Origin of the sequence: Clostridium sp. AF02-29 (assembly GCF_934835585.1) — a bacterium.
Taxonomy (GTDB): Bacteria; Bacillota; Clostridia; order Lachnospirales; family Lachnospiraceae; genus Otoolea; species Otoolea fessa.
The window spans coordinates 56,393-80,106 of the sequence record NZ_CAKVZK010000008.1; the positions used below are offsets into that span (position 1 = coordinate 56,393).

Consider the following 23,714-nt stretch of genomic DNA (forward strand, 5'->3'; position numbering starts at 1 on the left):
CGCAAATATAAAGGGGATGCCCTGTCACAGTTCAGGGCTGATACATCTAAAATGGTAAATCGGATCATTCAAAATAAGGGTTCCATGAGGAAAAAACTGCTCTGCCTGTGCACGGCAGTGCTGCTGGATCTGTGTTTCTTAGGAATCGTGTGCAGGCTGGCAGTGGGGATGCAGTGGGAAGATTTGGCGGAAGTGGAGCAGGCGGACCAGACGAACCAAACGGTTTCCTCCCCGGAATGCTTTTCCGGCGGGGAGCTGGCGCTGACCTTCGACGACGGACCGCACAGGGTGTACACGAAAAAGCTGCTGGACGGCTTGCGCGAGAGGGGCGTGAAAGCCTCTTTTTTTCTGGTCGGGGAAAATATTCCGGGTAATGAGGAACTGGTGCGACAGATGTCTAAAGACGGTCATCTCATCGGGGTTCACTGCATGGCACATGTGGATCTGGCGCACCAGCCGATTGAAAAGAGCGTGGAGGAGATTCGGGAGACGGCCGATTGGATCGAGGCGGTCACGGGAAAACGTCCGGAATACATACGTCCGCCGTATGGTTCATGGAGTACGGAACTTCAGGAGAGAGTGTCGATGACGCCGGTGTTCTGGGACGTCGATACGCTGGATTGGAAAAGCCGGAATACGGCGCGGATTGTGAAGCATATCTGTAAAAATGCGGCGGTTCACACGGTGGTGCTGATGCATGATGCATATCAGACTTCGGTCGATGCAGCGCTTGAAACGATTGACACATTGACGGCGGAGGGATATACTTTTGTTACAATAGAAGAATGTCTGATTGATTGAGAGGATACGATGGATTTATTTGATTATATGCGGAAAAATACGATCGAGCAGGAGGCACCGCTGGCATCCAGGCTGCGCCCGTCCACGCTTGACGAGGTGGTGGGACAGAAGCATATCATAGGAAAGGATAAGCTTTTGTACCGGGCGATCAAGGCGGATAAGCTCGGATCGCTGATTTTTTACGGACCGCCCGGAACGGGCAAAACGACGCTGGCGCGCGTGATTGCCAACACGACGAGCGCGCGTTTTGAGCAGCTCAACGCGACGGTGGCGGGGAAAAAAGATATGGAACAGGTCGTGCAGGATGCCAAGGATGCGCTGGGGATGTACGGAAAGCGCACGATCCTGTTTATCGACGAGATTCACCGCTTTAATAAGGGGCAGCAGGACTATCTTCTGCCGTTTGTTGAGGATGGTACGATTCTGCTCATTGGTGCGACGACGGAAAATCCGTATTTTGAGGTCAATGGGGCGCTGATTTCCCGATCCCGTATTTTTGAGCTGAAACCGTTGGAAAATGCGGATATCCGCGAGCTTTTAGAGCGGGCGCTCCATGACAAGGAAAAGGGTATGGGAAGCTATCGCGCGGAGGCGACGGACGAGGCGCTCGATTTTCTGGCCGATATGGCAGGCGGAGACGCGCGCGCGGCGCTCAATGCGATCGAGCTTGGTATTCTCACAACGGAACGGAGTGAAGATGGTCTGATTCACATCACACTCGATGTAGCCCAGGAGTGCATCCAGCGCCGTGCCGTGAAGTATGACAAGACGGGGGACAACCATTACGATACGATTTCAGCGTTTATCAAGAGTATGCGAGGTACCGATCCGGATGCGGCGGTTTATTATCTGGCGAAGATGCTGGATGCAGGCGAGGATATCAAATTTATTGCGCGGCGTATCATGATCTGTGCATCGGAGGATGTCGGCAATGCGGATCCGCAGGCGATTCAGGTTGCGGTCAGCGCGGCGCTGGCAGTGGAGCGGATTGGTCTGCCGGAGGCGCGGATTATCCTGTCGCAGGCGGCTACCTATGTGGCGAGCGCGCCGAAGAGCAACGCGGCGTATGTGGCGGTCGATGAGGCACAGGAGGCGGTCAGGTTAAAGGGCAACTTTACGGTGCCGTCCCATCTGCGCGACTGCCATTACAGCGGGGCGGAGAAGCTGGGGCATGGCGACGGGTACAAGTATGCACATGATTATCCGAACCATTATGTGAAGCAGCAGTACCTGCCGGATGGACTGGAGGGCAGCACATTTTACCGCCCGTCAGAAAATGGGTATGAGAAGAAGATTGGGGAGTGGCTGCACTTCCTGAAGGGCTCTGAATGAGAAAAGCTTCTTTTCAGATGGATTTTGATTTGAGATGGAAAACAATTTTCATATGTTCCGTTACTGTTCACACACGTGTGCTCAGCAACGGGATTTTGCCGATGCTACGCATTCCAAATCGGCAAAATCTGCTGCCGGAACTGTATCGTACGGAATTTTCAGTTCAGAAAATTCCTACATGTGAACAGTTACTATGTTCCTGAATTGATATGTATGAAGAAAATGTTTACTTGAATTTTTATGAAAACCGTTTATAATAAAACCAAGGTGGCTGCAGGATACAGAGCAGTCACAGCATTAAAGGCTATGTTAAAAAGGTATGCCGGGCAGGTATCTGCCTGTCCGGTTTCGTGTAAGTACCTGGAAGACATCCACACGTTTCTTATTTCTGATTTTTGAATCCCAGAGAATATGACACAATTAAACAGGGTAAGGAGAATTATATGAGAGAAAAATTAAAGACACTCCCTCTGGTGCAGCTTCGGGAAATGGCGAAGGCACAGGGGTTAAAGGGGATCAGCACCCTGAAAAAGGCGGAGATCATAGACAGGCTGTGCGAACTTGAGAAGCCGGCGGAAGGGGGACAGAAAGAAGAAATGCCCCAGGCTTCTGTCAGTGAGCATCCGGCTGGATCGGCGGAACCGGCAGAGAGTACGGAAATGCACGTGCAGCCGCGCAGAACTGATGCAGGGCAGAATACATCGGCGCAGACGTATTCGCAGCCGCGGAGATCTGCCAACGGAGAACGGGCTGCGGGAGGGCAGAATTCCAGCTATGAGCGCCGCAGCGAAGGCGGATACCGCCGGAATGAATACGGCTCCTATACACGCCGTGAGAATAATAATACCCGTTATCAGGATAACCGCAGACGCGAGTACACGCAGCGAGAGGGGTATCAGAGAAATTCCTATGTGCCGCGTAACAATTACAATGAAGCGATGAGCGCAAGAACCGAGTATAGCCAGCCGGAACATACCGCACCGGCACCGCAGATGGCAGAAGCAGCCTCCGAGTACAGTCAGCCGGAACGTACCGCGCCGGTGCAGCAGATGGAAAGCACCCGTACCGAGGTGGAAAATGCACGCATGGAGGATCTGAAAAATGAATTTCAGGAGTTGGACAGCGGCATCGAGGCGAACGGAATCCTGGAGGTTATGCCGGATGGATTTGGATTTATCCGTTGTGAAAACTTCCTGCCGGGTGAAAATGACGTCTATGTGGCGCCGTCCCAGATCCGTCGTTTTAATCTGAAAACTGGTGATATCGTGCGCGGAAGCCGTCGTGTGAAGTCGGCAACGGAGAAATTTGCCGCATTATTATATATTAATTCGGTCAATGGATACCCGACCAGCGTGGTGGAAAAACGCCCGAATTTTGAAAATCTGACGCCAATTTTCCCAAATGAACGTCTGCACCTGGAATATCCGGGGGTTAAGACTTCCATGGCGATGCGCGTGATGGATCTGCTGTCCCCGATCGGAAAAGGACAGCGAGGCATGATCGTATCCCCGCCAAAAGCCGGAAAGACCACCCTGTTAAAGCAGGTGGCGACGACCATCACAAAGAACCATCCAGAAATGCACCTGATCATCCTTCTGATCGATGAGCGTCCGGAGGAGGTGACAGATATCCGTGAGACGGTAACGGGAGAAAATGTCGAGGTCATCTATTCGACGTTTGACGAGCTGCCGGAGCGTCATAAACGTGTGTCGGAGATGGTAGTAGAACGGGCGAAGCGCCTTGTCGAGCACGGAAGGGACGTTATGATTCTTTTAGACAGTATCACCCGTCTGGCAAGGGCTTACAACCTGGTGGTTCCGCCGAGTGGACGAACTCTTTCAGGTGGTTTGGATCCGGCAGCGCTGCATATGCCGAAGCGCTTCTTCGGTGCGGCGAGAAATATACGCGAGGGCGGCAGCCTGACGATTCTGGCGACCGCGCTGATTGAGACGGGCAGCCGTATGGACGATGTTATTTACGAGGAATTTAAGGGAACCGGCAACATGGAGCTGGTGCTTGACCGCAAACTTTCCGAGAAGCGCATCTTCCCGGCGATCGATATCCTGCGTTCCGGTACGCGAAGAGATGATCTGCTTCTTTCGTCCGCCGAGGCGGAAGCGGTCGATATCGTCCACAAGGCGACCAACACGCAGAAACCGGAGGATACCGTCGAGCGAATCCTGGATCTGTTTGCCAAGACGAGGAACAATACGGAATTTGTGGAGATCACGCGGAAAAAGGGGTCATTTTACTAAAAATCATGTTTCACCAATAGCGCATCTGTGAGGACTTTCTTCTAGGCAGGAAAACAGGACTGTAAGAAGAAAATAGTATTGAAAAATAGATAAAATTGCTTGCTAAAAAGTACACACCATGGTATAATTATAAGGCTGTATTAACAGACGGTAGTTCTGACATCTGCGTGAGTCGTCCTTACGAGTGGAAGGAACGCTTAAATGATGGAATAGCGTGCCTGGATGTGCGGAGCTTTATATAGAGCCGTTTTAAGACGGCTTGCAACTAAAAAGCGGTCGGAAATCGCAATGAAAAATTCAGAGAGGTGAAAGAAATGAGAGAAGGAATCCATCCAGCCTATTATCAGGCAAAAGTAGTTTGCAACTGTGGTAACGAGTTCGTAACTGGTTCTACCAAGAAAGACATCCACGTAGAGGTTTGCTCCAAGTGTCATTCATTCTACACAGGCCAGCAGAAAGCAGCCGCTGCCCGCGGACGTATCGATAAGTTCAACCGCAAGTACGGCATCAACGCAGGCAAATAAGTTTGAACCATGTAAAGGTTGGGTTTTAGTGGCGACATTAAACTCAGCCTTTTTGTTTTCTTCTTTTTTTATTTTGAAAGGACAGCATGAAGTATTCAGGAATTGGCGGTCAGGCGGTAATTGAAGGCATCATGATGATGAAAGGTGAGGACTATGCAGTGGCAGTCCGCCGGCCTGACAAAGAGATAGAAGTAAAAAAAGACACATACCAGAGTATCACGAAAAAAGCGAAGATTTTACAGCTTCCGTTTGTACGCGGCGTGTTCCGGTTTGCAGATTCGATGATCATCGGTATGCGGAGTCTGACGTATTCCGCCAGCTTTTTTGAAGATGACGAGGATGCAGAGCCGGGAAAATTCGAACAGTTTTTAGACCGCGTGTTCGGCGAGAAGCTGGAGAGTGCGATCATGGCAGCTGTTCTGGTAATTTCGTTTATCCTGGCAATTGGTATTTTTATGCTCCTGCCGCTGGGGATTGCGAACCTGTTTAAGGGAGTTATCACATCGGATCATCTGATGGCAGTGCTGGAAGGTGTGATCCGGATCGCGATTTTTATTATCTATATTAAATTCGTTTCGCGGATGGAGGACATCCGGCGGACATTTATGTACCACGGGGCGGAGCACAAGTGCATCAACTGTGTGGAACACGGACATCCGCTGACGGTAAAATATGTGCGCGAGAGCTCGAAGGAGCACAAGCGCTGTGGTACCAGTTTCATATTGATTGTCATGGTGATCAGTATTCTGATGTTTATGGTGATCCGGGTCGATACGATCTGGATGCGGATTCTGAGCCGTATTATTCTGGTTCCGGTCATTGCAGGTATATCATATGAGGTATTGCAGTGCGCCGGACGGAGCAATTCGAAGTTTATGGATCTGGTGAGCCGTCCGGGTATGTGGATGCAGGGTCTGACGACGAAGGAGCCGGATGACTCGATGATTGAGGTGGCGATCGCGGCGACCGAGGCAGTTTTTGACTGGAGAGAATACCTGACGGAGAATTTCCCAGGCTGGGAAAAGCAGCTGGAAGAGTCATAAATAGAACATGGTACGACAGAGGGGATGAGTCGATGAGCGAGGAAAACGGAAGAACAGACCTGACCTGGAGAGAACTGTTGGATGAGGGCGGCGCGCGCTTAAGTGAGGCGGGTGTGCCGGACGCAGGGACGGATGCCTGGTATCTGATGGAAGCGGCGTTCGGGATTGACCGGGTGCATTATTATCTGGATCAGAACCGTCCGATCCATGCGGAACGCCTGGAAAAGGGCTATGGGCGCTATCAGGAAATGCTTCAGAAACGGGCAGAGCGCATTCCACTGCAGCAGATTCTGGGAATGCAGGATTTTATGGGAATGACATTTTCTGTCGATGAAAATGTCCTGATTCCGCGCCAGGATACGGAGACGTTAGTTGAGCGGGTTCTTCGGGATTACCCGGAAAAGGATCTGAAACTTTTGGATATGTGTACCGGATCCGGCTGTATCGCGATCAGCCTTGCCGTGCTTGGCGGCTACCAGAACGTGACGGCGGTGGATATTTCCGAGGCGGCGCTGCGCGTGGCAAAGAAAAATGCGAGACGTCTCTTTTTGATTCAGAAGGGAACTGCGCGGTCAGAATCGTTTCAGGTATCGGAGGATCCGTGGTGCATCCGCCTGAAAACGTGGCTGGCAAAGGGACCGCGCCTGCAGGCAGAGATCGAGGAACACAGCCTGACACTTTTGCAGAGCAATCTGTTTCAGGCGGTGGAGGCGGATGTCATGTACGATGTGATTGTGTCGAATCCGCCGTATATCCCATCGGCGGTGATCGACGGTCTGGAACCGGAGGTACGCGACCATGAGCCGCGGCTGGCGCTGGACGGCAGCGAGGACGGTCTGTATTTTTACCGGGTTCTGGCGCTGGAGTGCAGCAAACATCTGAACAAGGGCGGCTGCGTATATTTTGAGATAGGATATGACCAGGCGGAGGCGGTCAGCCGGATACTGACCATCGCCGGGTATCGGGAGATAGAAGTGATAAAGGATGAGCCGGGGCTGGATCGCGTGGTAAAGGCACGGTGGAACCGTTAGACGATAGAGGAGGATATCATGTTTGACAGATTGGATGATTTGCTGATCCGTTATGAAGAGCTGATGGAAGAGCTCGGCAGCCCGGAAGTGGCAAGCGATACAAATCGTTTCCGCAAGCTGATGAAGGAGCAGTCAGATCTGGCTCCGATTGTGGAGGCATATAAAGAGTATAAGAAGGCAAAACAGGACGTAGAGGACAGTCTGGCGCTTCTGGATGAGGAATCCGACGAGGAGATGCGCGAGATGGCGAAGGAAGAGTTAAATGCTGCGAAAAAGCGCATTGAAGATCTGGAGCAGGAATTAAAAATTCTGCTTCTTCCGAAGGATCCGAACGATGAAAAGAACGTTATCGTCGAGATCCGTGCAGGTGCAGGCGGCGATGAGGCGGCATTATTTGCGTCCGAACTGTACCGTATGTATGTGCGCTTTGCAGAGCGCAACCGCTGGAAAACTGAGCTTGTCAGCGTCAGTGAAAATGGAATCGGCGGCTTCAAGGAGGTCGTTTTCATGATTACCGGCCAGGGCGCTTACTCCAAGATGAAGTATGAGAGCGGTGTTCACCGCGTACAGCGTGTGCCGGAGACCGAGTCCGGCGGACGTATCCATACTTCGACCGCGACGGTTGCCGTGATGCCGGAGGCAGAGGATGTGGACGTTGTTATCGATGATAAAGATATCCGTATTGACGTTATGCGTGCGTCCGGAAACGGTGGACAGTGTGTCAACACGACTGACTCCGCGGTACGTCTGACCCATATTCCGACCGGTATCGTGATCTACAGCCAGACTGAGAAATCGCAGTTACAGAACAAGGAAAAGGCGTTCCGTCTTCTGCGTTCCAAGCTATATGATCTGGAGCTGGAGAAACGCCAGAACGAGGAAGCGGCAGAACGCCGCAGCCAGATTGGTACCGGTGACCGTTCCGAGAAGATCCGTACCTATAACTTCCCGCAGGGACGTGTGACCGAGCACCGCATCAAACTGACCTTGTATAAGATCGATTCGATCATGGACGGCGATCTGTATGAGATCATTGACAGCTTAATTGCAGCCGATCAGGCGGCGAAGCTGGCGAAGATGAATGAGGGCATCTAAAGAATTAGAGAAAACGGAAGGGGGATCCTATATGGAAAGAAGAGATAAAGTCAATTATTATTTGGATCTGGCGGAAATGGTTTCGCAGCGGAGTACCTGTCTGCGAAAGCACTACGGGGCAGTGATTGTGAATAACGATGAGGTTATCTCGACCGGCTATGTGGGCGCCCCGCGCGGACGGAAAAACTGTTCCGATATCGGTCGCTGCATCCGCGAGGAGCTTCATGTGCCGCGCGGCGAGCGGTACGAGTTGTGCCGCAGTGTCCATGCCGAGGCCAATGCCCTGATCAGTGCCTCCAGAGAGCGCATGATCGGCGCGTCGCTGTATCTGACCGGTGTCGATGCGAGAACCGGCGGGTATGTGGAAAAATCGAGCTGCTGTTCGATGTGCAAGCGCATGGTAATCAATGCCGGAATTGAACATGTCTATATCCGTGATACGAAAAATGAGTACCGAAAAGTCGATGTAGAAGATTGGATCCGCGAAGATGAATCGCTGGAAGGAAAATTTGGGTACTAAGAAGCGCACAGGAGACGGCGCTGCCCGCTGGGCACGCCGCATCTTCTGTGCTTTTTTGATCGTGATTGGATGTCTGGTTCTGGCGGATGGTGTGGGGGATGCGGTTAGAAGGGCGGAAAACAGAGATTCACAATCTGAAGGAAATGTAGAGCAGAATTTATCTGGAAAATCTGATTCAGATGCGTCAGAGCCGATATGGCAGCCAGATTTCGCAGCCTTAAAATGTCAGAATGCCGACGTCATCGCCTGGATTCGCATTCCCGGTACTCACATCGACGAACCGATTGTCCAGACAACCGACAATGAATCGTACCGCAGCATCGGGCTGGATGGAAAACCAGATCCAGCCGGGACTGTCTTTCTGGACTGCGAGAGTGCACCGGATGCATCGGATTTTCATTCGATTTTTTACGGGCATCATATGAAGGACGGAAGCCGGTTTTCCGAGCTGATCCGCCTGAAAGACGAAGATTTCTTCCAGAAGCATCGGACGGCTTATCTCTATTTCCCAGATGGGAAAAGGCGGACACTCCGTCTGATTGCAGCGCTCACTGCGGGCAGTCAGGGGGAACGGCGTAGGACGGAATTTGCGGATCGGTCGGAGATGCATCCTTATATAGAAGAAATGACGGAGGGATGCCGGTTTCGCGAACTGCCAGACGAGGAGGTTTCCCACTTGTATTCCTTTGTGACGTGCAGTTATGAATTTGCGGATGCGCGGACGATTGTGTATGCAGTGGATGAATGATGCTTATGGATTGTACATTACTGTTCACGCATACGTGCCCAGTAACGGAATTTGCCGTGGCTCCGCATTTAAATACGGCAAATTCCTGCTGCCACCACGTTTTCTTACGGCACTTTCGGTTCCAAAAGTGCCTACCCGTGAACAGTTACGATTGTACAATGCAAGAAAGAAGTGTAAAGCAAATAAATTTGCAAGCAGCAGGCAAATGTGGTATATTACTTATAGTGATGAGATCTGCCTTTTTTTAGAAAAGAGGCGTGAAAATAAAACATATGAGGAGAACAAGATATGAAGGGTATCGTTTTAGCAGGCGGTTCAGGCACACGCCTTTACCCGCTGACACGCGTAACTTCCAAACAGCTGCTTCCGATTTATGACAAACCGATGATTTACTATCCGATCTCCGTTCTGATGAACGCGGGAATCCGGGATATTCTGATTATTTCGACACCGGATGACACACCGCGTTTTAAGGAATTGTTGGGCGATGGACATCAGTTTGGTTTACATTTAAGCTATGCCGTGCAGCCAAGTCCGGATGGACTGGCACAGGCATTTATCATCGGCGAGGAGTTCATCGGGGATGATTCCGTAGCGATGATTCTGGGGGACAATATTTTCCAGGGTCAGGGACTTGTGAAACGCCTGCGTGCTGCCTCTGCCAAGAAAGAGGGCGCGACTGTATTCGGCTACTATGTCGATGATCCGGAGCGCTTCGGTATCGTAGAATTTGACGACCAGGGCAAGGCGATCTCCATCGAGGAGAAGCCGGAGAAACCGAAGTCCAATTACTGTGTAACGGGTCTGTATTTCTATGACAACCGGGTAGTAGAGTATGCGAAACAGTTAAAACCGTCTGCCAGAGGCGAGCTTGAGATCACCGATTTGAACCGCATCTATCTGGAAAATGGCGATCTGGATGTCATTCTTCTGGGACAGGGCTTTACCTGGCTCGATACCGGTACACATGAGTCCTTAGTTGAGGCAACCAATTTCGTTAAGACAGTAGAGACCCACCAGCACCGCAAGATCGCGTGCCTGGAGGAGATTGCGTACTTAAACGGCTGGATCAGCAAGGAAGAAGTGCTGGAGGCATACGAGGTATACAAGAAAAACCAGTATGGCAAATATCTGAAAGACGTACTGGATGGGAAATATGTTGATAAAATACATCAGAATTAAAAGGAGTTAAAACAATGAAGATTATCGTGACAGGCGGAGCCGGATTCATCGGCGGAAACTTCGTACATCATATGGTAAATAAATACCCGGAGTATCAGATCATCAATCTGGATCTTCTGACCTATGCGGGCAACTTAGAGACACTGAAACCGGTAGAGGATAAGCCGAATTACAAGTTTGTACACGGCGATATCGCAGACCGCGACTTTGTGTTTAAACTCTTCGAGGAAGAAAAGCCGGACATCGTAGTAAACTTTGCAGCGGAGAGCCACGTAGACCGTTCCATCACGGACCCGGAGGCATTTGTCCGTACCAATGTCATGGGAACGACCACCCTGCTGGATGCCTGCCGCACCTATGGAATTAAACGTTATCATCAGGTATCGACCGATGAGGTATACGGCGATCTGCCGTTAGACCGCCCGGATCTCTTCTTCACGGAGACAACCCCGCTTCATACCTCCAGCCCGTACTCTTCTTCCAAGGCGAGTGCGGATCTGTTTGTACTGGCATACCATAGAACTTACGGGCTTCCGGTGACAGTATCCCGCTGCTCCAATAACTACGGTCCATATCATTTCCCGGAGAAGCTGATTCCGCTGATGATCAGCCGTGCGCTGGCAGACGAGGAACTTCCGGTATACGGTGACGGCGCGAATGTCCGCGACTGGCTGCACGTATCCGATCATTGTGAGGCGATCGACCTGATTCTCCACAAGGGACGCGTCGGTGAGATTTACAACATCGGCGGACACAATGAGAGAACCAACCTGGAGGTTGTCAAAACCATCCTGAAAGCGCTGGACAAGCCGGAAAGCCTGATCCGTTACGTCAAGGATCGTCCGGGTCATGACCGCCGTTATGCGATCGATCCGACCAAGATCGAGACGGAGCTTGGCTGGAAGCCGAAATACAATTTTGACACCGGCATTCGTCAGACGATCGACTGGTATCTGAACAATCAGGACTGGTGGAAACACATTTTAAGCGGTGAGTACAGCCAGTACTTCGAAAAAATGTATGGAGATAGATTATAATGAGAGTATTAGTGACAGGCGTTAAAGGCCAGCTTGGCTATGACGTGATGAATGAGCTGAAAAAACAGGGTCTTACTGGCATCGGCGTGGATGTCGATGAGATGGATATTACCGATGCAGAGGCATGCCGCCGCGTGATCACCGAGGCAAAGCCGGATGCAGTGATCCACTGCGCTGCATATACTGCAGTAGACGCAGCGGAACAGAACATGGAACTCTGCCGTAAAGTCAATGCAGATGGAACGAGAAATATCGCGGAGGTCTGCAAAGGTCTGGACATCAAAATGATGTACATCAGCACCGATTATGTATTCAACGGTCAGGGCACCCGCCCGTGGGAGCCGGATGACCACCGGGAACCGCTCAACGCCTACGGTCAGTCGAAGTATGAGGGCGAGCTGGCAGTCGAGGAGCTGGTAAAGAAGTTTTTCATCGTCCGTATCGCGTGGGTATTTGGCGTGAACGGCAAGAACTTCATCAAGACGATGCTGCGCGTTGGCAAAGAGCGCGGGGCAGTCAGTGTTGTGGATGATCAGATCGGTTCCCCGACTTACACATACGATCTGGCGCGTCTGCTGGTTGATATGATTCAGAGTGACAAATATGGTCGTTACCATGCGACGAATGAGGGACTTTGCAGCTGGTATGAATTTGCAGTTGAGATCTTTAAGCAGGCGGGCATGGACGTCAAGGTGACGCCGGTCAGCACTGCTGAGTATACAGCTGCTTATCCGGGTCAGGCAAAACGCCCGATGAACAGCCGGATCAGCAAAGAAAAACTTTCGGACAACGGATTTGAGCGCCTTCCGTCCTGGCAGGATGCGGTAGGTCGCTATCTGAAAGAAATTCAGTAAAAAATGTGCAATCAGACATAGAAAGCAGCAGCGGCAGAAAGTGTGAAGCGCCGTTGGCTGCAGGATTTTCTTCAGGTTGGAATCAAAATCGTAGAAGGTCATGTATGTTAGTGGGGTATTTCCATAAATGTACATGACCTTTGGACTCTGTATTTGATGATGTAGGAGGAACTCTCAAAATGGGTAAATATTTTGGAACAGACGGATTCCGCGGCGAGGCAAATGTGACGCTGACCGTGGAGGACGCCTATAAAGTAGGTCGTTTCTTGGGCTGGTACTATGGACAGAAGACGAAAGCAGATCGCTGCCGGGTCGTGATCGGCAAGGATACGAGACGCAGCAGCTATATGTTTGAGTATTCGCTGGTATCGGGACTGACCGCTTCCGGCGCAGATGTCTATCTGCTTCACGTGACAACCACTCCGAGTGTATCGTATGTTGTACGCACCGAGGAGTTTGACTGCGGTATCATGATCTCCGCAAGCCACAATCCATACTATGACAACGGAATCAAGGTCATCAACGGACGCGGCGAGAAACTGGAGGAGGAGACGATCGAGAAGATTGAGTCGTATCTGGATGGCGAGATGGGCGAGATTCCATTTGCCAAGCGCGATGCGATCGGACGCACCGTTGACTATGCGGCGGGACGCAACCGCTATATCGGTTATCTGATTTCCCTGGCAACACGGTCTTTCAAAAATATGCGGGTAGGTCTTGACTGTGCAAACGGAAGCGCTTCCGCGATTGCGAAAAACGTATTCGATGCACTGGGCGCGGAGACACACGTCATCAATAACACGCCGGATGGTCTGAATATCAATACAAATTGCGGTTCCACCCACATCGGGGGACTGCAGAAATATGTGGTTGAAAATCATCTGGACGTTGGATTCGCTTATGATGGAGATGCGGACCGCTGCCTGGCAGTGGATAGTGAGGGCAAGCTGGTGGATGGCGACAAGATCCTCTATGTATGTGGAAAATACATGAAAGAACAGGGCACGCTGGTCAACAATACGGTTGTCACCACGGTTATGTCGAACTTCGGTCTTTATAAGGCATTTGAGCGCGAGGGCATTTCCTATGAGAAGACGGCGGTTGGTGATAAGTATGTCTATGAAAATATGTCCCAGAACGGTCACTGCCTGGGAGGCGAGCAGTCGGGCCATATCATTTTCAGCAAGCACGCGACGACCGGAGATGGCATTTTAACATCATTAAAGCTGATGGAAGTGATTCTGGAGAAGAAAGAGACACTTGCAAAGCTGGCTGATGAGGTGCAGATTTATCCTCAGGTTCTGAAAAATGTCAGAGTCAAGGATAAAGAGGCGGCGCAGGCAGACCGCGACGTGCAGGCGGAGGTTCAGAAGGTATCGGATGCGTTGGGCGATACCGGTCGAATCTTAGTTCGTCCGAGTGGTACGGAGCCGCTGATCCGCGTGATGGTCGAGGCACCGACGGATGAAATCTGCGGAAAATATGTAGCACAGGTTGTAGAAATGATAGAAAAAAAGGGACTGGCAGAGTAAGACATGAGAGAGCAGCTGACAGAAAGTGATGTAAAGAAGATTCAGGAAGAGATCGACCATCGGAAGCTGGTGGTCCGCAAAGAGGCGATCGAGGCGGTCAAGGAGGCGCGCGCACAGGGTGACTTGAGCGAAAACTTCGAATATTATGCTGCTAAGAAGGATAAGAACCGGAATGAAAGCCGTATTCGCTATCTGGAAAATATGCTGAAGCATGCTAAGATCGTATCGGAAGAATCCCGCCCGGATGAGGTCGGAATGAATGATACGGTTACCCTGTATTTTGAGGATGACGACGAGGAAGAAGTATACCGTCTGGTAACGAGCATCCGGGGCAATTCCCTGGAAAACCGGATCAGCATCGAGTCGCCGCTCGGAAAAGCGATCGAAGGACACCATGTGGGTGACCAGGTGGAAGTGAAGGTCAACGATAAGAGCAGCTATGTGGTGGAGATCCGGAAGATCGAGAAAACGGGAGAAGAGGATTCGGATCGGATTCGTAGTTATTAGTTGCAATACAAAGGAGAGTTTTGATTACTATGAAATTTGAAGAATTATGTGATGCGCGTTATTCGCTGCGTAAATTTGATAGCCGCCCGGTTGAAGCGGAAAAATTACAGAAAGTGCTGGAGGCAGGACGCAAAGCCCCGACGGCACATAACTTACAGCCACAGCGCTTTTTCGTGATGCAGAGTGAGGAGGCTCTGGCGAAAGCGGATGCATGTACGGCGTGTCATTTTCATTCGCCGGTTGTGATTGTAGCAGCCTATGATCCAGAGATTTCCTGGAAAAGGGAAGAGGACGGGAAAAACCATGGAGAGATCGATGTGACATTGGCGGTTTCCCAGATGATGCTGCAGGCAGCAGAACTGGGACTGGGAACAACGTATGTTGGTATGTTTAATCCAGAAAAATTGCTGGAGCAGTTCCCAGAGATGAAGGGCTTACAGCCGACGGCCTATCTGCCGCTTGGATATCCGGCAGAGACAGCTCATCCGTCCAGGCTGCATGCAGATCGCAAGCCGCTAGAAGAGCTGGCAGTATTTCTGTAAAATATAGACAATCCGTAACTGTTCAGTACCTTCACAGTCACGCGCAAAAATCCATTAAAAATTGCCTGCGGCAATGGGATTTTTGCCTGCTGGCCCATGTTTTCGTACGGTCAGCGCAGTAAATGCGCAGACCTACTGAACAGTTACGACAATCCTTTATTTACCATAATCCTTAATTGATACAGTCTGTTTCCTGAAAAGCTGGGAGGCAGAAACGCCGCAAGCGACCGCGCTCGGCGCGAGAATGTGCCAGGGCACCTTCTTTTTTATGGACTCTATGTCAATAATTGGTGTGGGACTCGTTAGAATCCCGTCCTATTACGGACTTTAGAGTCTTTTTTTATTTCATAGGAAATTGCGTCCTATGAAACAAAAAACGCTCCGCGAGGATGCGCACTCGCGCGAAGCAGAAACATGTCGCAAGCGACCGCGCTCGGCGCGAGAATGTGCCAAGGCACATTCTTTTTTATGCTGATTCCAACATATGGGGAAGTATCATTACTGTTCACGCATACGTGCCCAGTAACGAAGCATCCACAGAATATGTAACGATATATCTTGCAATCCATGTGCATTTAAAAGTATAATAAAAAAATATGAAGAGAAGCATGAAACGATGTAAGATGAGAAAAGGAAATGGTATGTTATTAAGAGAATATTTAAAAGAATGGACCAAAGAAGACTTATTAAACGAAGCAAGAAGCTACGAGTTAAAGAACTGTTCCCGGCTTAAAAAGGATGACCTGATTGACCGAATTGTAGAATATTTAACGACGGAAGAGGCACTCCGGGGCAGACTTTCATGCCTGACGAAAGAGCAGATGGTGCTTTTTTGCAAAGCCTGTACCGAGCCACAGAAAATTTCTGCAGAAGAGATTATGGATGGAATGCAGTTATATAAATACGTACTTGGAAGTTTTGAGGAAGTGAGTGACTGCTTTACTGTCTTTGAAGAGATTGCACAGGGTTTTGGCGGGATTGACGATGAGGCATTCCGGGCGGTTCAGAACAAAAAAGGCTGGCTGATGAAGTGTATCAGCTTCTTTATCGATTATTATGAGATTGCGCCGCTGGAAATTTTGTATGAACTGTACAAATTGAAGGTGAAAGGCACGATCGAAGAAATGATCGGGATGCTGGAGGAAATGCCGGAGGACATCACAGAATCCTGCATTTTCCCGATGGAGAAACTGGGAATGCAGGACCTGCCGAAAGAGAATCCGCTTTATTCCGAGAGGGGCTTGTATGTACATCTTCCGGTATTTGAGGGTGATGGACTCACTGCTTTGTTGAAACAGCAGCAGAATAAAAAATTCTATATTCCGTCTGCACAGCAGTTGGATGAAATCTGTCAGAAAGGGTATGAGGCAGGGGTACTGGCTTATAAGGAGCTGGAGTCCTATTTCATAAAAAAATTGGATGTGCCGTATGAGAAAGCGGCTAGATGGTGCTTTGAGACGTGGACCAGCAGTTATGAAGGAAAATCACCGGCAGAACTGATGAATAAGATTCATGAAGAAGGGGTTGTCTTCCAGAGCGAGCAGCAGATGGGCGAATTTTTAAGACTTCTCATGGATGCGTTCAACAATACGAGAACAAAAGAAAACCGCGGAAATAAACCGTGGGAATTAAGTGAGAGAGGTATGATCGGCGGTATGCCGGCGATGGTGCCGGAAATGTCCCAGCCAGCACCGGTAACCGCGAAAAAGGTGGAGAAGATTTATCCGAATGATCCGTGTCCTTGCGGATCTGGGAAGAAATATAAGAAGTGTTGTGGAAGAAATTAATACTCAGAGGTGAAATGAAAAATGCAGCAAGAGAGGAAAGAAATATCTGGCAAAGCTAATACGATCGCTGGTTTTTCCATCCCTCTGTATCTAGGCATCTTGGCGCTGGTGGTGGTCTGTATGTATATGGACTGTCTTCCGGCAGGCTTGGTCGGCGGCATGATTGCGCTGATGGTGCTGGGCGAGGGACTCAATTTTTTAGGAAATCATACACCGGTTGTGAAAACGTACCTGGGCGGCTCGGTCATCTGTATTCTGGGGGCGGCGGTCATCCAGGCGCTGGGGCTGATTCCGGAGCAGACGCATGAGATCCTGGACAATTTTGTCAACAAAGAAGGATTTCTGGTCTTCTATATCTCAGCGCTGATCACAGGAAGTCTTTTCAATATCGACCGTGGGCTTCTGATCCGCGCAACGGTGAAACTGCTTCCGACAGCTGTCATATCGCTGGCAGTCGGCGTGATACTTTCAGGTCTGCTCGGTATGGTGATGGGGGATAGTTTTCTGGAAGGCATCCTGTATATCGGTATTCCGATGACGAGCGGCGGCATGACGGCGGGAGCAGTGCCTCTGTCGGCAATGTATTCGTCGGTTCTGGGGACGGACGCCGGACAGATCCTGACGCGGATCGCACCGGCGACGGTGCTGGGAAATTGCGTGGCGATCATTTTTGGCGGTTTAGCCAATAATATCGGCGAGCGAAAGCCATCCCTGACCGGAAATGGCTGCCTTGTCAATGACGGTCATGAAGTGAAGAAACAGCCTCCGATGAAACCGACCTTCGCACTCTTATGTACGGGGCTTATCATTTCAATGGCATTTTATGAACTGGGGGCGCTCTGCCATCATTTTATTTCGATTGTACCGACGTATGCGTGGATGATTGTAGCAGTTGTGATTGTGAAGGGAACGGGAATCCTTTCAGAGCGCCTGGAGGACGCGGCGAGAGAGTGGGGACAGTTCGCGATCCACAGCTGGACAGCGGCGGCGCTGACCGGAATCGGGGCGACGCTGATTGATTTAAAGACGATTTTACACACGATCACTCCGTTTTATCTGCTCAGTGTCGTGCTGATTGTCGGGGCGATCACACTGACCGCCGGACTGATCGGCATCAAGATGGGATTTTATCCGTTGGAATCATCGATCGCAGCGGGGATGTGTACGACGAACATGGGCGGTTCCGGAAATGTGGCGGTGCTCAGCAGTTCAAAACGGATGGAACTGCTTCCATTTGCACAGATTGTGACGCGTTCCTGCGGAGCACTGATGCTGACGATCGGGGGCGTGCTGATACAGCTGCTGGTGAGGTAAAAAAAGAATTGTGACTGACAGAGAAATGTGCCTGATAGAGGGAAAATAAGTGAAAACAGGGGAATAGAGAAATAGGGAAAAGCTGGGAGGTAGGTCTTATGAACATATTCATTGCGATCATGCTTGTATTTGCGGCAGCCGGGCTTTTGGATGAGATACTGGGAGGAAAGCTGGGGCTGATGCCGAACTTTGAAAAGGGGCTTGCCACGATGGGCGGTCTGGCGATGTCCACGGTCGGATTTTATGCGATCGGAGTTACATATGTGCAGACGCACGCGGAAGCGATTGCGGAGGCGGCAAAGCATATGCCATTTGATCCGGCGCTCATTCCAAGCTGCCTTCTGGCGCCGGATATGGGGGCGCTTGGCATGGCACAGAAGCTGGCGGCGACACCGGCGCTGGCGGCATTTACCGGTGCGATGGTAGCAGGCAGTCTGGGAATGACGGTCGGATATCAGCTGCCGGTCTTTCTGGCAGCTGTTCGAAAAGATGAAATAGGAGAGCTGATGCGTGGATTCATCTTCGGACTGATTGCCATACCGTCTGGTCTGGCGGTCGGAGGTCTGATGCTGGGTCTGCCTGTCCGTCAGCTCTTTTTTAATATGATCCCGGTGCTGGTGCTGTGCATGGTGCTGATTGCGGCATTTGTGCTGGTTCCGGCGCTGACGATGAAGATCATGATTTTCCTCGGAAATGCGATCCGTATTTTTAGTTTTCTCCTGTTTGGTGTGGCAGTCTTCGGAATTTTCATGCCGAAGTATGCGGTTGTCGAGAATGCCTTGATTGAGGAAATGCTTTTTATGGTACTCCGGATGGTCATCGCAGCGTGCGGCGGTCTGGTGCTGTCGCAGGTGGCCTTAAAACGTCTCCAAAAGCCGATCCAGCGTATCGGGGCAGTCCTGGGTATCAATGAGGAGGCAGTTGTCGGACTGTTCCTTTCCTTTATACAGAGCCTTGCGATGCTGCCGTTGTTTTCCAAGATGGATAAGCGCGGAAAAGTATTAAACGCCGCTTTCTCTGTTGCAGGCGCCTATGTGGTAGGCGGTCAGATGACCTTAGTAGCATCCCTGATACCGGGAAACTGGGTAATAGCCTATATGATCAGCAAGGTGCTGTCAGGCGGACTGGCAGTTGTCCTGGCGGTTATTTGTCTGAGAAGGTCAAAAATGATAACAGAGTAGAGCGGAAGTACAGTAAGGAATCGGATATTGCGATAAGAATGGGAAGATAGATAGAAAAAGAAAGAAATAAGAAAGCCCCGGCAGTTTCGCTGCCGGGGCTTTCGCCCTTTTGGGGCTATATCATTTTCATAGAAGGCATTCATATGATGCAATGAAGACTATTAGAGTTGTCAAACGGTTGCGAGCAATTAACAGCAGCCACAGCCTCCAAAGCTCTGCTCGGTTCTCTCAATGATCTCGTTCTGAAGCGGTTTATCCAGGTTACGGAAGTAGTCACTGTATCCGGCTACGCGGACGATCAGTTCTTTGTATTCCTCTGGGTTCTTCTGAGCTTCAATCAGAGTCTGGCGGTCGATAACGTTGAACTGTATATGATGTCCGTTCATAGCGAAGTAGGAACGAATCAGAGCAGCCAGGTTGTCAATACCCTTCTCGCCTGCGATAGCAGCCGGAGTAAACTTCTGGTTCAGCAGAGTACCGCCGGTCTCACAGTGATTCATCTTGGAGCAGGATTTAACAACTGCGGTCGGTCCGTTGATATCAGCGCCTTTTTCTGGGGAAATACCCTCAGACAGCGGGATATGTGCCAGACGTCCGTTCGGGCTTGCGATCATAACATCACCGAAGTATACGTGGCAGGTGGTCGGAAGCATATCTACATGATATACACCGCCTCTGGTGGTAGGTCTGCCGGTGATATAATCTTTGTACTCGTTGAATACGCTTACCATGATGTCATCTGCATAATCATCATCGTTGCCGTATTTCGGAGTCTTATTCTTAACCAGGTTCAGGATATCCTCATGACCCTTGAAGTCGTCGTTCATAGCGTCGATGAGTTCTTTCATGGTAAACTTCTGATTGTCAAATACGTTGAACTTGATAGAGGAAAGTGCATCGGAAATGGTTCCGATACCAACACCCTGGATATAGCTTGTGTTGTATCTTGCACCGCCTGCGTTGTAGTCTTTACCTTTCTTGATACAGTCATCGGTACAGATGGAAAGGAACGGAGCCGGCATCATTTCTGCGTAAATTCTCTCGATAACCAGGTTGCCGCGCATCTTAACATCAATGATGTACTCAAGCTGTGTCTTGAATGCGTTCCACAGTTCGTCATAGGATTTGAAGTCTTCTGCCTTGCCGGTGTGCGGTCCGATCTGTTTTTTGAACATTACATCGTAGCCATCATACAGAGCAAGCTGTAAGCACTTCGGGATGTTTAAGTAACCGGTCAGCCAATAAGCCTCGGTTCCCCAGGCACCTGTCTCAACACATCCGGAGCATCCAGCGTTTCTTGCATCTACCAGAGATTTGCCCTGATTTACCAGCTCCTGAATCAGCTCATCGGTATTGTAGAATGCCGGCTGGCCCCAGCCCTGACGAGCGATCTCGCAAGCTCTCTTTAAGAACTTATCCGGAGTAACCTTGGAAATCTGAACGTTGGAGTTCGGCTGGTTCTGTCTCATATCTTCCATACAGTCAAGGATTAAGTAAGAAACAGCGTTAACTGCATCAGTACCATCTTCCTTCACACCGCCGGAGTTGATGTTTGCGAAGTCTACGTATGTACCGGACTCTTTTAAGGTTACGCCAACCTTAACCGGAGCCGGAGAGTTGAACAGTTTAACCCAGAGGCACTCAAGAAGCTCAAGAGCTCTTGTATCATCCAGAGTACCTGCAGCGGTATCTTTCTCATAGAACGGAATCAGATGCTGATCCAGACGGCCCGGTGTAAATGCATCCCACGGGTTTAACTCGGTTGTAACACCAAGGTGTGTAAACCAGTACATCTGAAGTGCCTGCCAGTAGGTCTCAGGTTTGTGCTCCGGAACAACCGCACAGTTAGCTGCGATCTGCTCGAGCTCTGCTTTTCTGACCGGATCCTTCTCCTCAGCAGCTTTCTCAAGAGCCAGATCGTGATATCTCTTACCTAAGATAATGATAGCATCGCAGCAGATATCCATAGCGCGAAGCTCCTGCTCTTTGTCATAAGCTTCCGGATCATTGAAGTAGTCAAGCTCTTTGATAGCCTGCTCGATCTCTTTCTTGTAGTCGCCGTAGCCCTTGATGTAGAAGTTCTTGCCGCCGGCTGTATGACCCGGTCCACGCTGCTCCATGAACTCGGTGAACATACCAACCTCATAGCAGTCTCTCCATTCCTGGGTCATAGCTTTTAAGAGATGTTCTCTGACTGCACGGTTCTTCCAGTATGGAATAATTTCTTCTTCCTGAAGTTTCAGATCGTCTTCGGTAACGGTGAAGTTAACCAGTTTACGGTCATTCATGATGTGCATATCTTCGATAGTATGACAGCACAGCTCCGGGAATGTCGGTGAACACTGCGGGTCTTTACCCTTTTCACCAACTAACAGCTCATCATCGCCTAAGTAAAGAGTTTTCTTAGAGAAGTACTCTTTCAGAACAAGAGCTCTTAAAACCGGTACGGATACAGAACCTTCGTACTCTTTGTAAACATCGGTTTCGATTTTGGCTCTTTCCAGATCCAGATGTGGCTGGGTGGAATGGCTGAGTCTTCTCAGTCTTTTAATTCTTTCGGTACATCCGCGGTCGTTGTCTTTTAACAGACCTTCTGGTGTGTTGATTACGAATGAAGTATCAATTTTCTCTGCCATTTAAATCATCCTCCTATATTGACTTTGTTGAAGCCCTGTTCTTCGAACATGGACTTAAAGTGTTCCATAAGCTCGGACACCGGTACGCTCATCTCATCATCATGGTACTCCATGTCGAGGCTGGCGTATTTACCCTTTCCGATGTCATGATAAGGTAAAAGGTTTACCTGACGTGCGTGAATATTGTTTTCTTTCAGGAAATGGATGACACTTTCAATGTGTTCATCGGTTGCGTTGACCTGCTGGATAATCGGAAGCCGGATATAAAGACCTGCGCCTTCATCACTTAATTTCTTTAAGTTTTCTAGAATCAGTGAATTGTCAACGCCGATATACTTCTTGTGGCCTTCCGGATCCATCACTTTGATGTCGTAGAGAAAAACATCTACGTAAGGAAGAATCCGCTTCAGATTCTCATAGTCTGTGTAGCCGCTGGTGTCGATGAAAACGCTGACACCGTTCTCGTGGAGCTTGCGACAGACCTCTTCCACATAGTCCATATGCTGGGAAGCCATAACTTCACCGCCGGAGAGTGTTACACCGCCGCCGGATTGTTCATAGAAGATTTTGTCCTTCATCGCTTCTTTGACAAGTGCATCTACCGTATATTCCTTACCGGCTAACTCCCGGGCTTCTGTGATGCACCAGTCGGTACAGACACCGCAGGCGGTACACTTGGAACGGTCAAATACAATCTTGCCGTCTACGATGGAATTGGCTCCCTGTTTACATTTTGCAACACATCGACCACAGGCGGTACATTTGTGATGATGAAAAATCAGTTCCTTATAATAATGCTGACTCTCCGGGTTGTGGCACCACATACAGCGTAAGGGACATCCCTTGAAGAAAATCGTGGTGCGGACACCATCGCCGTCGTGCGTTGAAAATTTCTGGATGTTAAATATGTAAGGAGTTTCTGCCATCCTTTCCCCCTCCTTTGCAAAAAACTAGACTGTGTTCTAGTTCTGAGTCTATAATACTACAACCGACTCAAGAATACAAGAGTAAATTGAAAAAAATGTATTAATTTAATTTTTAACAGACGAATCTGAAAAATAATCATCCGATCACGCTGAAACAAGCGGAATGCGGAATGACTATAAAAGAAAATTAATATAACATATAAGATATCATAGAAAATGAGGGCTTACAATTGGCAAAAGTGAGGATATTATGCATGAAAAGAAAGTGAAAATTGTAGAAAAGATAAAATGATTTGAATATTCATAAAACATAAAACAAAAACAAAAAATTAAGCACAGTTAAAAGAGCATCGCACAAATATGAAAAGGGGAAATCAAGATAGAAGTGAAAAAAGACTAAAAATCTAGAATAACAGTAGAAAAGAGCAGTAGAAAACAAAAGACAAAATAAATAAGAAGCTTGAAAAAATGAAAAAATTTCGCTCATGTGAAAGTTGCCCGGTTGACAAGAGGAATTTTGACATGGTATAGTAAAAATGTATAAAGATGTTTCGGGAACTATTAGAAGAGCCCGGACAGCAGAAGCCAGGAAAACTATATTTCGAGCTGAAAAACCTAACACAGTATATTGTCAGGGTTTACAGCCAATGGGTATCAGGGGAAACCCGGATGCCTCCCGCATTTGGAAAGAAATGCATTGGAAAGAGAAGTAGGACCTGCTGCTTATTAGGAAGAAAGGCAGCTGGTAAAAGGCGGCGCATCCTCTGCCAGAGTCTCGTTCCGATGAAATGTTTTTCAGAGTATTCTTAAACTAGGTAATTGCGAAACTCAAAATTGAAATATAAGAGCAGTTATCCACAATAAATG

20 protein-coding genes and 1 riboswitch are annotated in these 23,714 nt (G+C 49.4%); of the genes, 18 read left to right on the forward strand and 2 right to left on the reverse strand.

The genetic code is table 11. From position 1 onward, the window contains the following. The first annotated feature begins 84 nt into the window (after positions 1-84). The 18 genes from PUQ60_RS03690 to PUQ60_RS03775 all read left to right on the forward strand — a co-directional run bounded on the left by PUQ60_RS03690 (position 85) and on the right by PUQ60_RS03775 (position 19,285). On the forward strand, positions 85-801 hold the full coding sequence (locus PUQ60_RS03690) for a polysaccharide deacetylase family protein (protein WP_273379222.1): 717 nt from the start codon (positions 85-87) through the stop codon (positions 799-801). A gap of 9 nt (positions 802-810) precedes the next feature. Further along, positions 811-2,133: a replication-associated recombination protein A gene (locus PUQ60_RS03695; protein WP_117796079.1), complete on the forward strand. Its 1,323-nt coding sequence runs from the start codon at positions 811-813 to the stop codon at positions 2,131-2,133. A 443-nt stretch (positions 2,134-2,576) separates the two neighbouring features. Then, positions 2,577-4,388 (forward strand): transcription termination factor Rho, encoded by a 1,812-nt coding sequence (gene rho / locus PUQ60_RS03700; RefSeq protein ID WP_273379225.1) that lies wholly within the window; start codon positions 2,577-2,579, stop codon positions 4,386-4,388. A 314-nt stretch (positions 4,389-4,702) separates the two neighbouring features. Beyond that, the gene (gene rpmE, locus PUQ60_RS03705; RefSeq protein WP_022360607.1) at positions 4,703-4,912 is read left to right on the forward strand and encodes a 50S ribosomal protein L31; all 210 of its coding nucleotides are present in this window, start codon (positions 4,703-4,705) and stop codon (positions 4,910-4,912) included. A gap of 86 nt (positions 4,913-4,998) precedes the next feature. After that, positions 4,999-5,955 (forward strand): DUF1385 domain-containing protein, encoded by a 957-nt coding sequence (locus PUQ60_RS03710; RefSeq protein ID WP_273379227.1) that lies wholly within the window; start codon positions 4,999-5,001, stop codon positions 5,953-5,955. A 32-nt stretch (positions 5,956-5,987) separates the two neighbouring features. Next, on the forward strand, positions 5,988-6,986 hold the full coding sequence (locus PUQ60_RS03715) for a HemK/PrmC family methyltransferase (protein ID WP_118293365.1): 999 nt from the start codon (positions 5,988-5,990) through the stop codon (positions 6,984-6,986). Positions 6,987-7,004: 18 nt separating this feature from the next. Further along, positions 7,005-8,081, forward strand: coding sequence for a peptide chain release factor 1 (gene prfA / locus PUQ60_RS03720; protein WP_118468405.1), 1,077 nt, complete (start codon positions 7,005-7,007; stop codon positions 8,079-8,081). A gap of 31 nt (positions 8,082-8,112) precedes the next feature. Then, positions 8,113-8,601 (forward strand): deaminase, encoded by a 489-nt coding sequence (locus tag PUQ60_RS03725; RefSeq protein WP_022360603.1) that lies wholly within the window; start codon positions 8,113-8,115, stop codon positions 8,599-8,601. After that, positions 8,570-9,349, forward strand: a complete 780-nt coding sequence (locus PUQ60_RS03730) for a class B sortase (RefSeq protein ID WP_117796074.1) — start codon at positions 8,570-8,572, stop codon at positions 9,347-9,349. Before PUQ60_RS03725 ends, PUQ60_RS03730 begins: the two co-directional genes overlap by 32 nt. Before the next feature lie 288 nt (positions 9,350-9,637). Then, positions 9,638-10,531: a glucose-1-phosphate thymidylyltransferase RfbA gene (rfbA, locus tag PUQ60_RS03735; protein ID WP_022360600.1), complete on the forward strand. Its 894-nt coding sequence runs from the start codon at positions 9,638-9,640 to the stop codon at positions 10,529-10,531. Between the two features lie 14 nt (positions 10,532-10,545). After that, complete coding sequence (gene rfbB / locus PUQ60_RS03740; protein ID WP_270231730.1) at positions 10,546-11,568, forward strand: dTDP-glucose 4,6-dehydratase; 1,023 nt, start codon at positions 10,546-10,548, stop codon at positions 11,566-11,568. Then, the gene (gene rfbD / locus PUQ60_RS03745; protein WP_107001395.1) at positions 11,568-12,422 is read left to right on the forward strand and encodes a dTDP-4-dehydrorhamnose reductase; all 855 of its coding nucleotides are present in this window, start codon (positions 11,568-11,570) and stop codon (positions 12,420-12,422) included. The genes rfbB and rfbD overlap by 1 nt, the downstream gene beginning before the upstream one ends. A gap of 179 nt (positions 12,423-12,601) precedes the next feature. Continuing rightward, positions 12,602-13,954, forward strand: coding sequence for a phosphoglucosamine mutase (gene glmM, locus PUQ60_RS03750; protein WP_118652056.1), 1,353 nt, complete (start codon positions 12,602-12,604; stop codon positions 13,952-13,954). Positions 13,955-13,957: 3 nt separating this feature from the next. Then, positions 13,958-14,461, forward strand: a complete 504-nt coding sequence (greA, locus tag PUQ60_RS03755) for a transcription elongation factor GreA (RefSeq protein ID WP_022360596.1) — start codon at positions 13,958-13,960, stop codon at positions 14,459-14,461. 29 nt (positions 14,462-14,490) lie between these two features. Next, positions 14,491-15,003, forward strand: coding sequence for a nitroreductase family protein (locus PUQ60_RS03760; RefSeq protein WP_117796070.1), 513 nt, complete (start codon positions 14,491-14,493; stop codon positions 15,001-15,003). Between the two features lie 641 nt (positions 15,004-15,644). Beyond that, on the forward strand, positions 15,645-16,790 hold the full coding sequence (locus tag PUQ60_RS03765; RefSeq protein WP_273381228.1) for an SEC-C metal-binding domain-containing protein: 1,146 nt from the start codon (positions 15,645-15,647) through the stop codon (positions 16,788-16,790). Between the two features lie 21 nt (positions 16,791-16,811). Then, positions 16,812-18,104, forward strand: a complete 1,293-nt coding sequence (locus PUQ60_RS03770; protein ID WP_273381226.1) for a 2-hydroxycarboxylate transporter family protein — start codon at positions 16,812-16,814, stop codon at positions 18,102-18,104. Between the two features lie 98 nt (positions 18,105-18,202). Continuing rightward, positions 18,203-19,285, forward strand: a complete 1,083-nt coding sequence (locus tag PUQ60_RS03775; RefSeq protein ID WP_273381224.1) for an ethanolamine utilization protein EutH — start codon at positions 18,203-18,205, stop codon at positions 19,283-19,285. A gap of 188 nt (positions 19,286-19,473) precedes the next feature. On the opposite strand, the gene hypD is transcribed toward PUQ60_RS03775, so the two are convergent. Together hypD and PUQ60_RS03785 are read right to left on the reverse strand one after the other, a co-directional pair. After that, complete coding sequence (gene hypD / locus PUQ60_RS03780) at positions 19,474-21,921, reverse strand: trans-4-hydroxy-L-proline dehydratase (protein WP_273381222.1); 2,448 nt, start codon at positions 21,919-21,921, stop codon at positions 19,474-19,476. 5 nt (positions 21,922-21,926) lie between these two features. Continuing rightward, positions 21,927-22,847 carry a trans-4-hydroxy-L-proline dehydratase activase gene (locus tag PUQ60_RS03785; protein WP_273381220.1) on the reverse strand — a complete coding sequence of 307 codons (921 nt, stop codon included), beginning with the start codon at positions 22,845-22,847 and terminating at the stop codon, positions 21,927-21,929. A 587-nt stretch (positions 22,848-23,434) separates the two neighbouring features. Then, positions 23,435-23,556: riboswitch (molybdenum cofactor riboswitch) on the forward strand. Positions 23,557-23,714: the final 158 nt, after the last annotated feature.

What these genes read in the sequence shown, in the direction of transcription:
- PUQ60_RS03690 (WP_273379222.1), top strand. Translation starts at nt 85, where the DNA reads ATGAGGAAAAAACTGCTCTGCCTGTGCACGGCAGTGCTGCTGGATCTG.
- PUQ60_RS03695 (WP_117796079.1), top strand. Translation starts at nt 811, where the DNA reads ATGGATTTATTTGATTATATGCGGAAAAATACGATCGAGCAGGAGGCA.
- rho (WP_273379225.1), top strand. Translation starts at nt 2,577, where the DNA reads ATGAGAGAAAAATTAAAGACACTCCCTCTGGTGCAGCTTCGGGAAATG.
- rpmE (WP_022360607.1), top strand. Translation starts at nt 4,703, where the DNA reads ATGAGAGAAGGAATCCATCCAGCCTATTATCAGGCAAAAGTAGTTTGC.
- PUQ60_RS03710 (WP_273379227.1), top strand. Translation starts at nt 4,999, where the DNA reads ATGAAGTATTCAGGAATTGGCGGTCAGGCGGTAATTGAAGGCATCATG.
- PUQ60_RS03715 (WP_118293365.1), top strand. Translation starts at nt 5,988, where the DNA reads ATGAGCGAGGAAAACGGAAGAACAGACCTGACCTGGAGAGAACTGTTG.
- prfA (WP_118468405.1), top strand. Translation starts at nt 7,005, where the DNA reads ATGTTTGACAGATTGGATGATTTGCTGATCCGTTATGAAGAGCTGATG.
- PUQ60_RS03725 (WP_022360603.1), top strand. Translation starts at nt 8,113, where the DNA reads ATGGAAAGAAGAGATAAAGTCAATTATTATTTGGATCTGGCGGAAATG.
- PUQ60_RS03730 (WP_117796074.1), top strand. Translation starts at nt 8,570, where the DNA reads ATGAATCGCTGGAAGGAAAATTTGGGTACTAAGAAGCGCACAGGAGAC.
- rfbA (WP_022360600.1), top strand. Translation starts at nt 9,638, where the DNA reads ATGAAGGGTATCGTTTTAGCAGGCGGTTCAGGCACACGCCTTTACCCG.
- rfbB (WP_270231730.1), top strand. Translation starts at nt 10,546, where the DNA reads ATGAAGATTATCGTGACAGGCGGAGCCGGATTCATCGGCGGAAACTTC.
- rfbD (WP_107001395.1), top strand. Translation starts at nt 11,568, where the DNA reads ATGAGAGTATTAGTGACAGGCGTTAAAGGCCAGCTTGGCTATGACGTG.
- glmM (WP_118652056.1), top strand. Translation starts at nt 12,602, where the DNA reads ATGGGTAAATATTTTGGAACAGACGGATTCCGCGGCGAGGCAAATGTG.
- greA (WP_022360596.1), top strand. Translation starts at nt 13,958, where the DNA reads ATGAGAGAGCAGCTGACAGAAAGTGATGTAAAGAAGATTCAGGAAGAG.
- PUQ60_RS03760 (WP_117796070.1), top strand. Translation starts at nt 14,491, where the DNA reads ATGAAATTTGAAGAATTATGTGATGCGCGTTATTCGCTGCGTAAATTT.
- PUQ60_RS03765 (WP_273381228.1), top strand. Translation starts at nt 15,645, where the DNA reads ATGTTATTAAGAGAATATTTAAAAGAATGGACCAAAGAAGACTTATTA.
- PUQ60_RS03770 (WP_273381226.1), top strand. Translation starts at nt 16,812, where the DNA reads ATGCAGCAAGAGAGGAAAGAAATATCTGGCAAAGCTAATACGATCGCT.
- PUQ60_RS03775 (WP_273381224.1), top strand. Translation starts at nt 18,203, where the DNA reads ATGAACATATTCATTGCGATCATGCTTGTATTTGCGGCAGCCGGGCTT.
- hypD (WP_273381222.1), bottom strand. Translation starts at nt 21,921, where the DNA reads ATGGCAGAGAAAATTGATACTTCATTCGTAATCAACACACCAGAAGGT.
- PUQ60_RS03785 (WP_273381220.1), bottom strand. Translation starts at nt 22,847, where the DNA reads ATGGCAGAAACTCCTTACATATTTAACATCCAGAAATTTTCAACGCAC.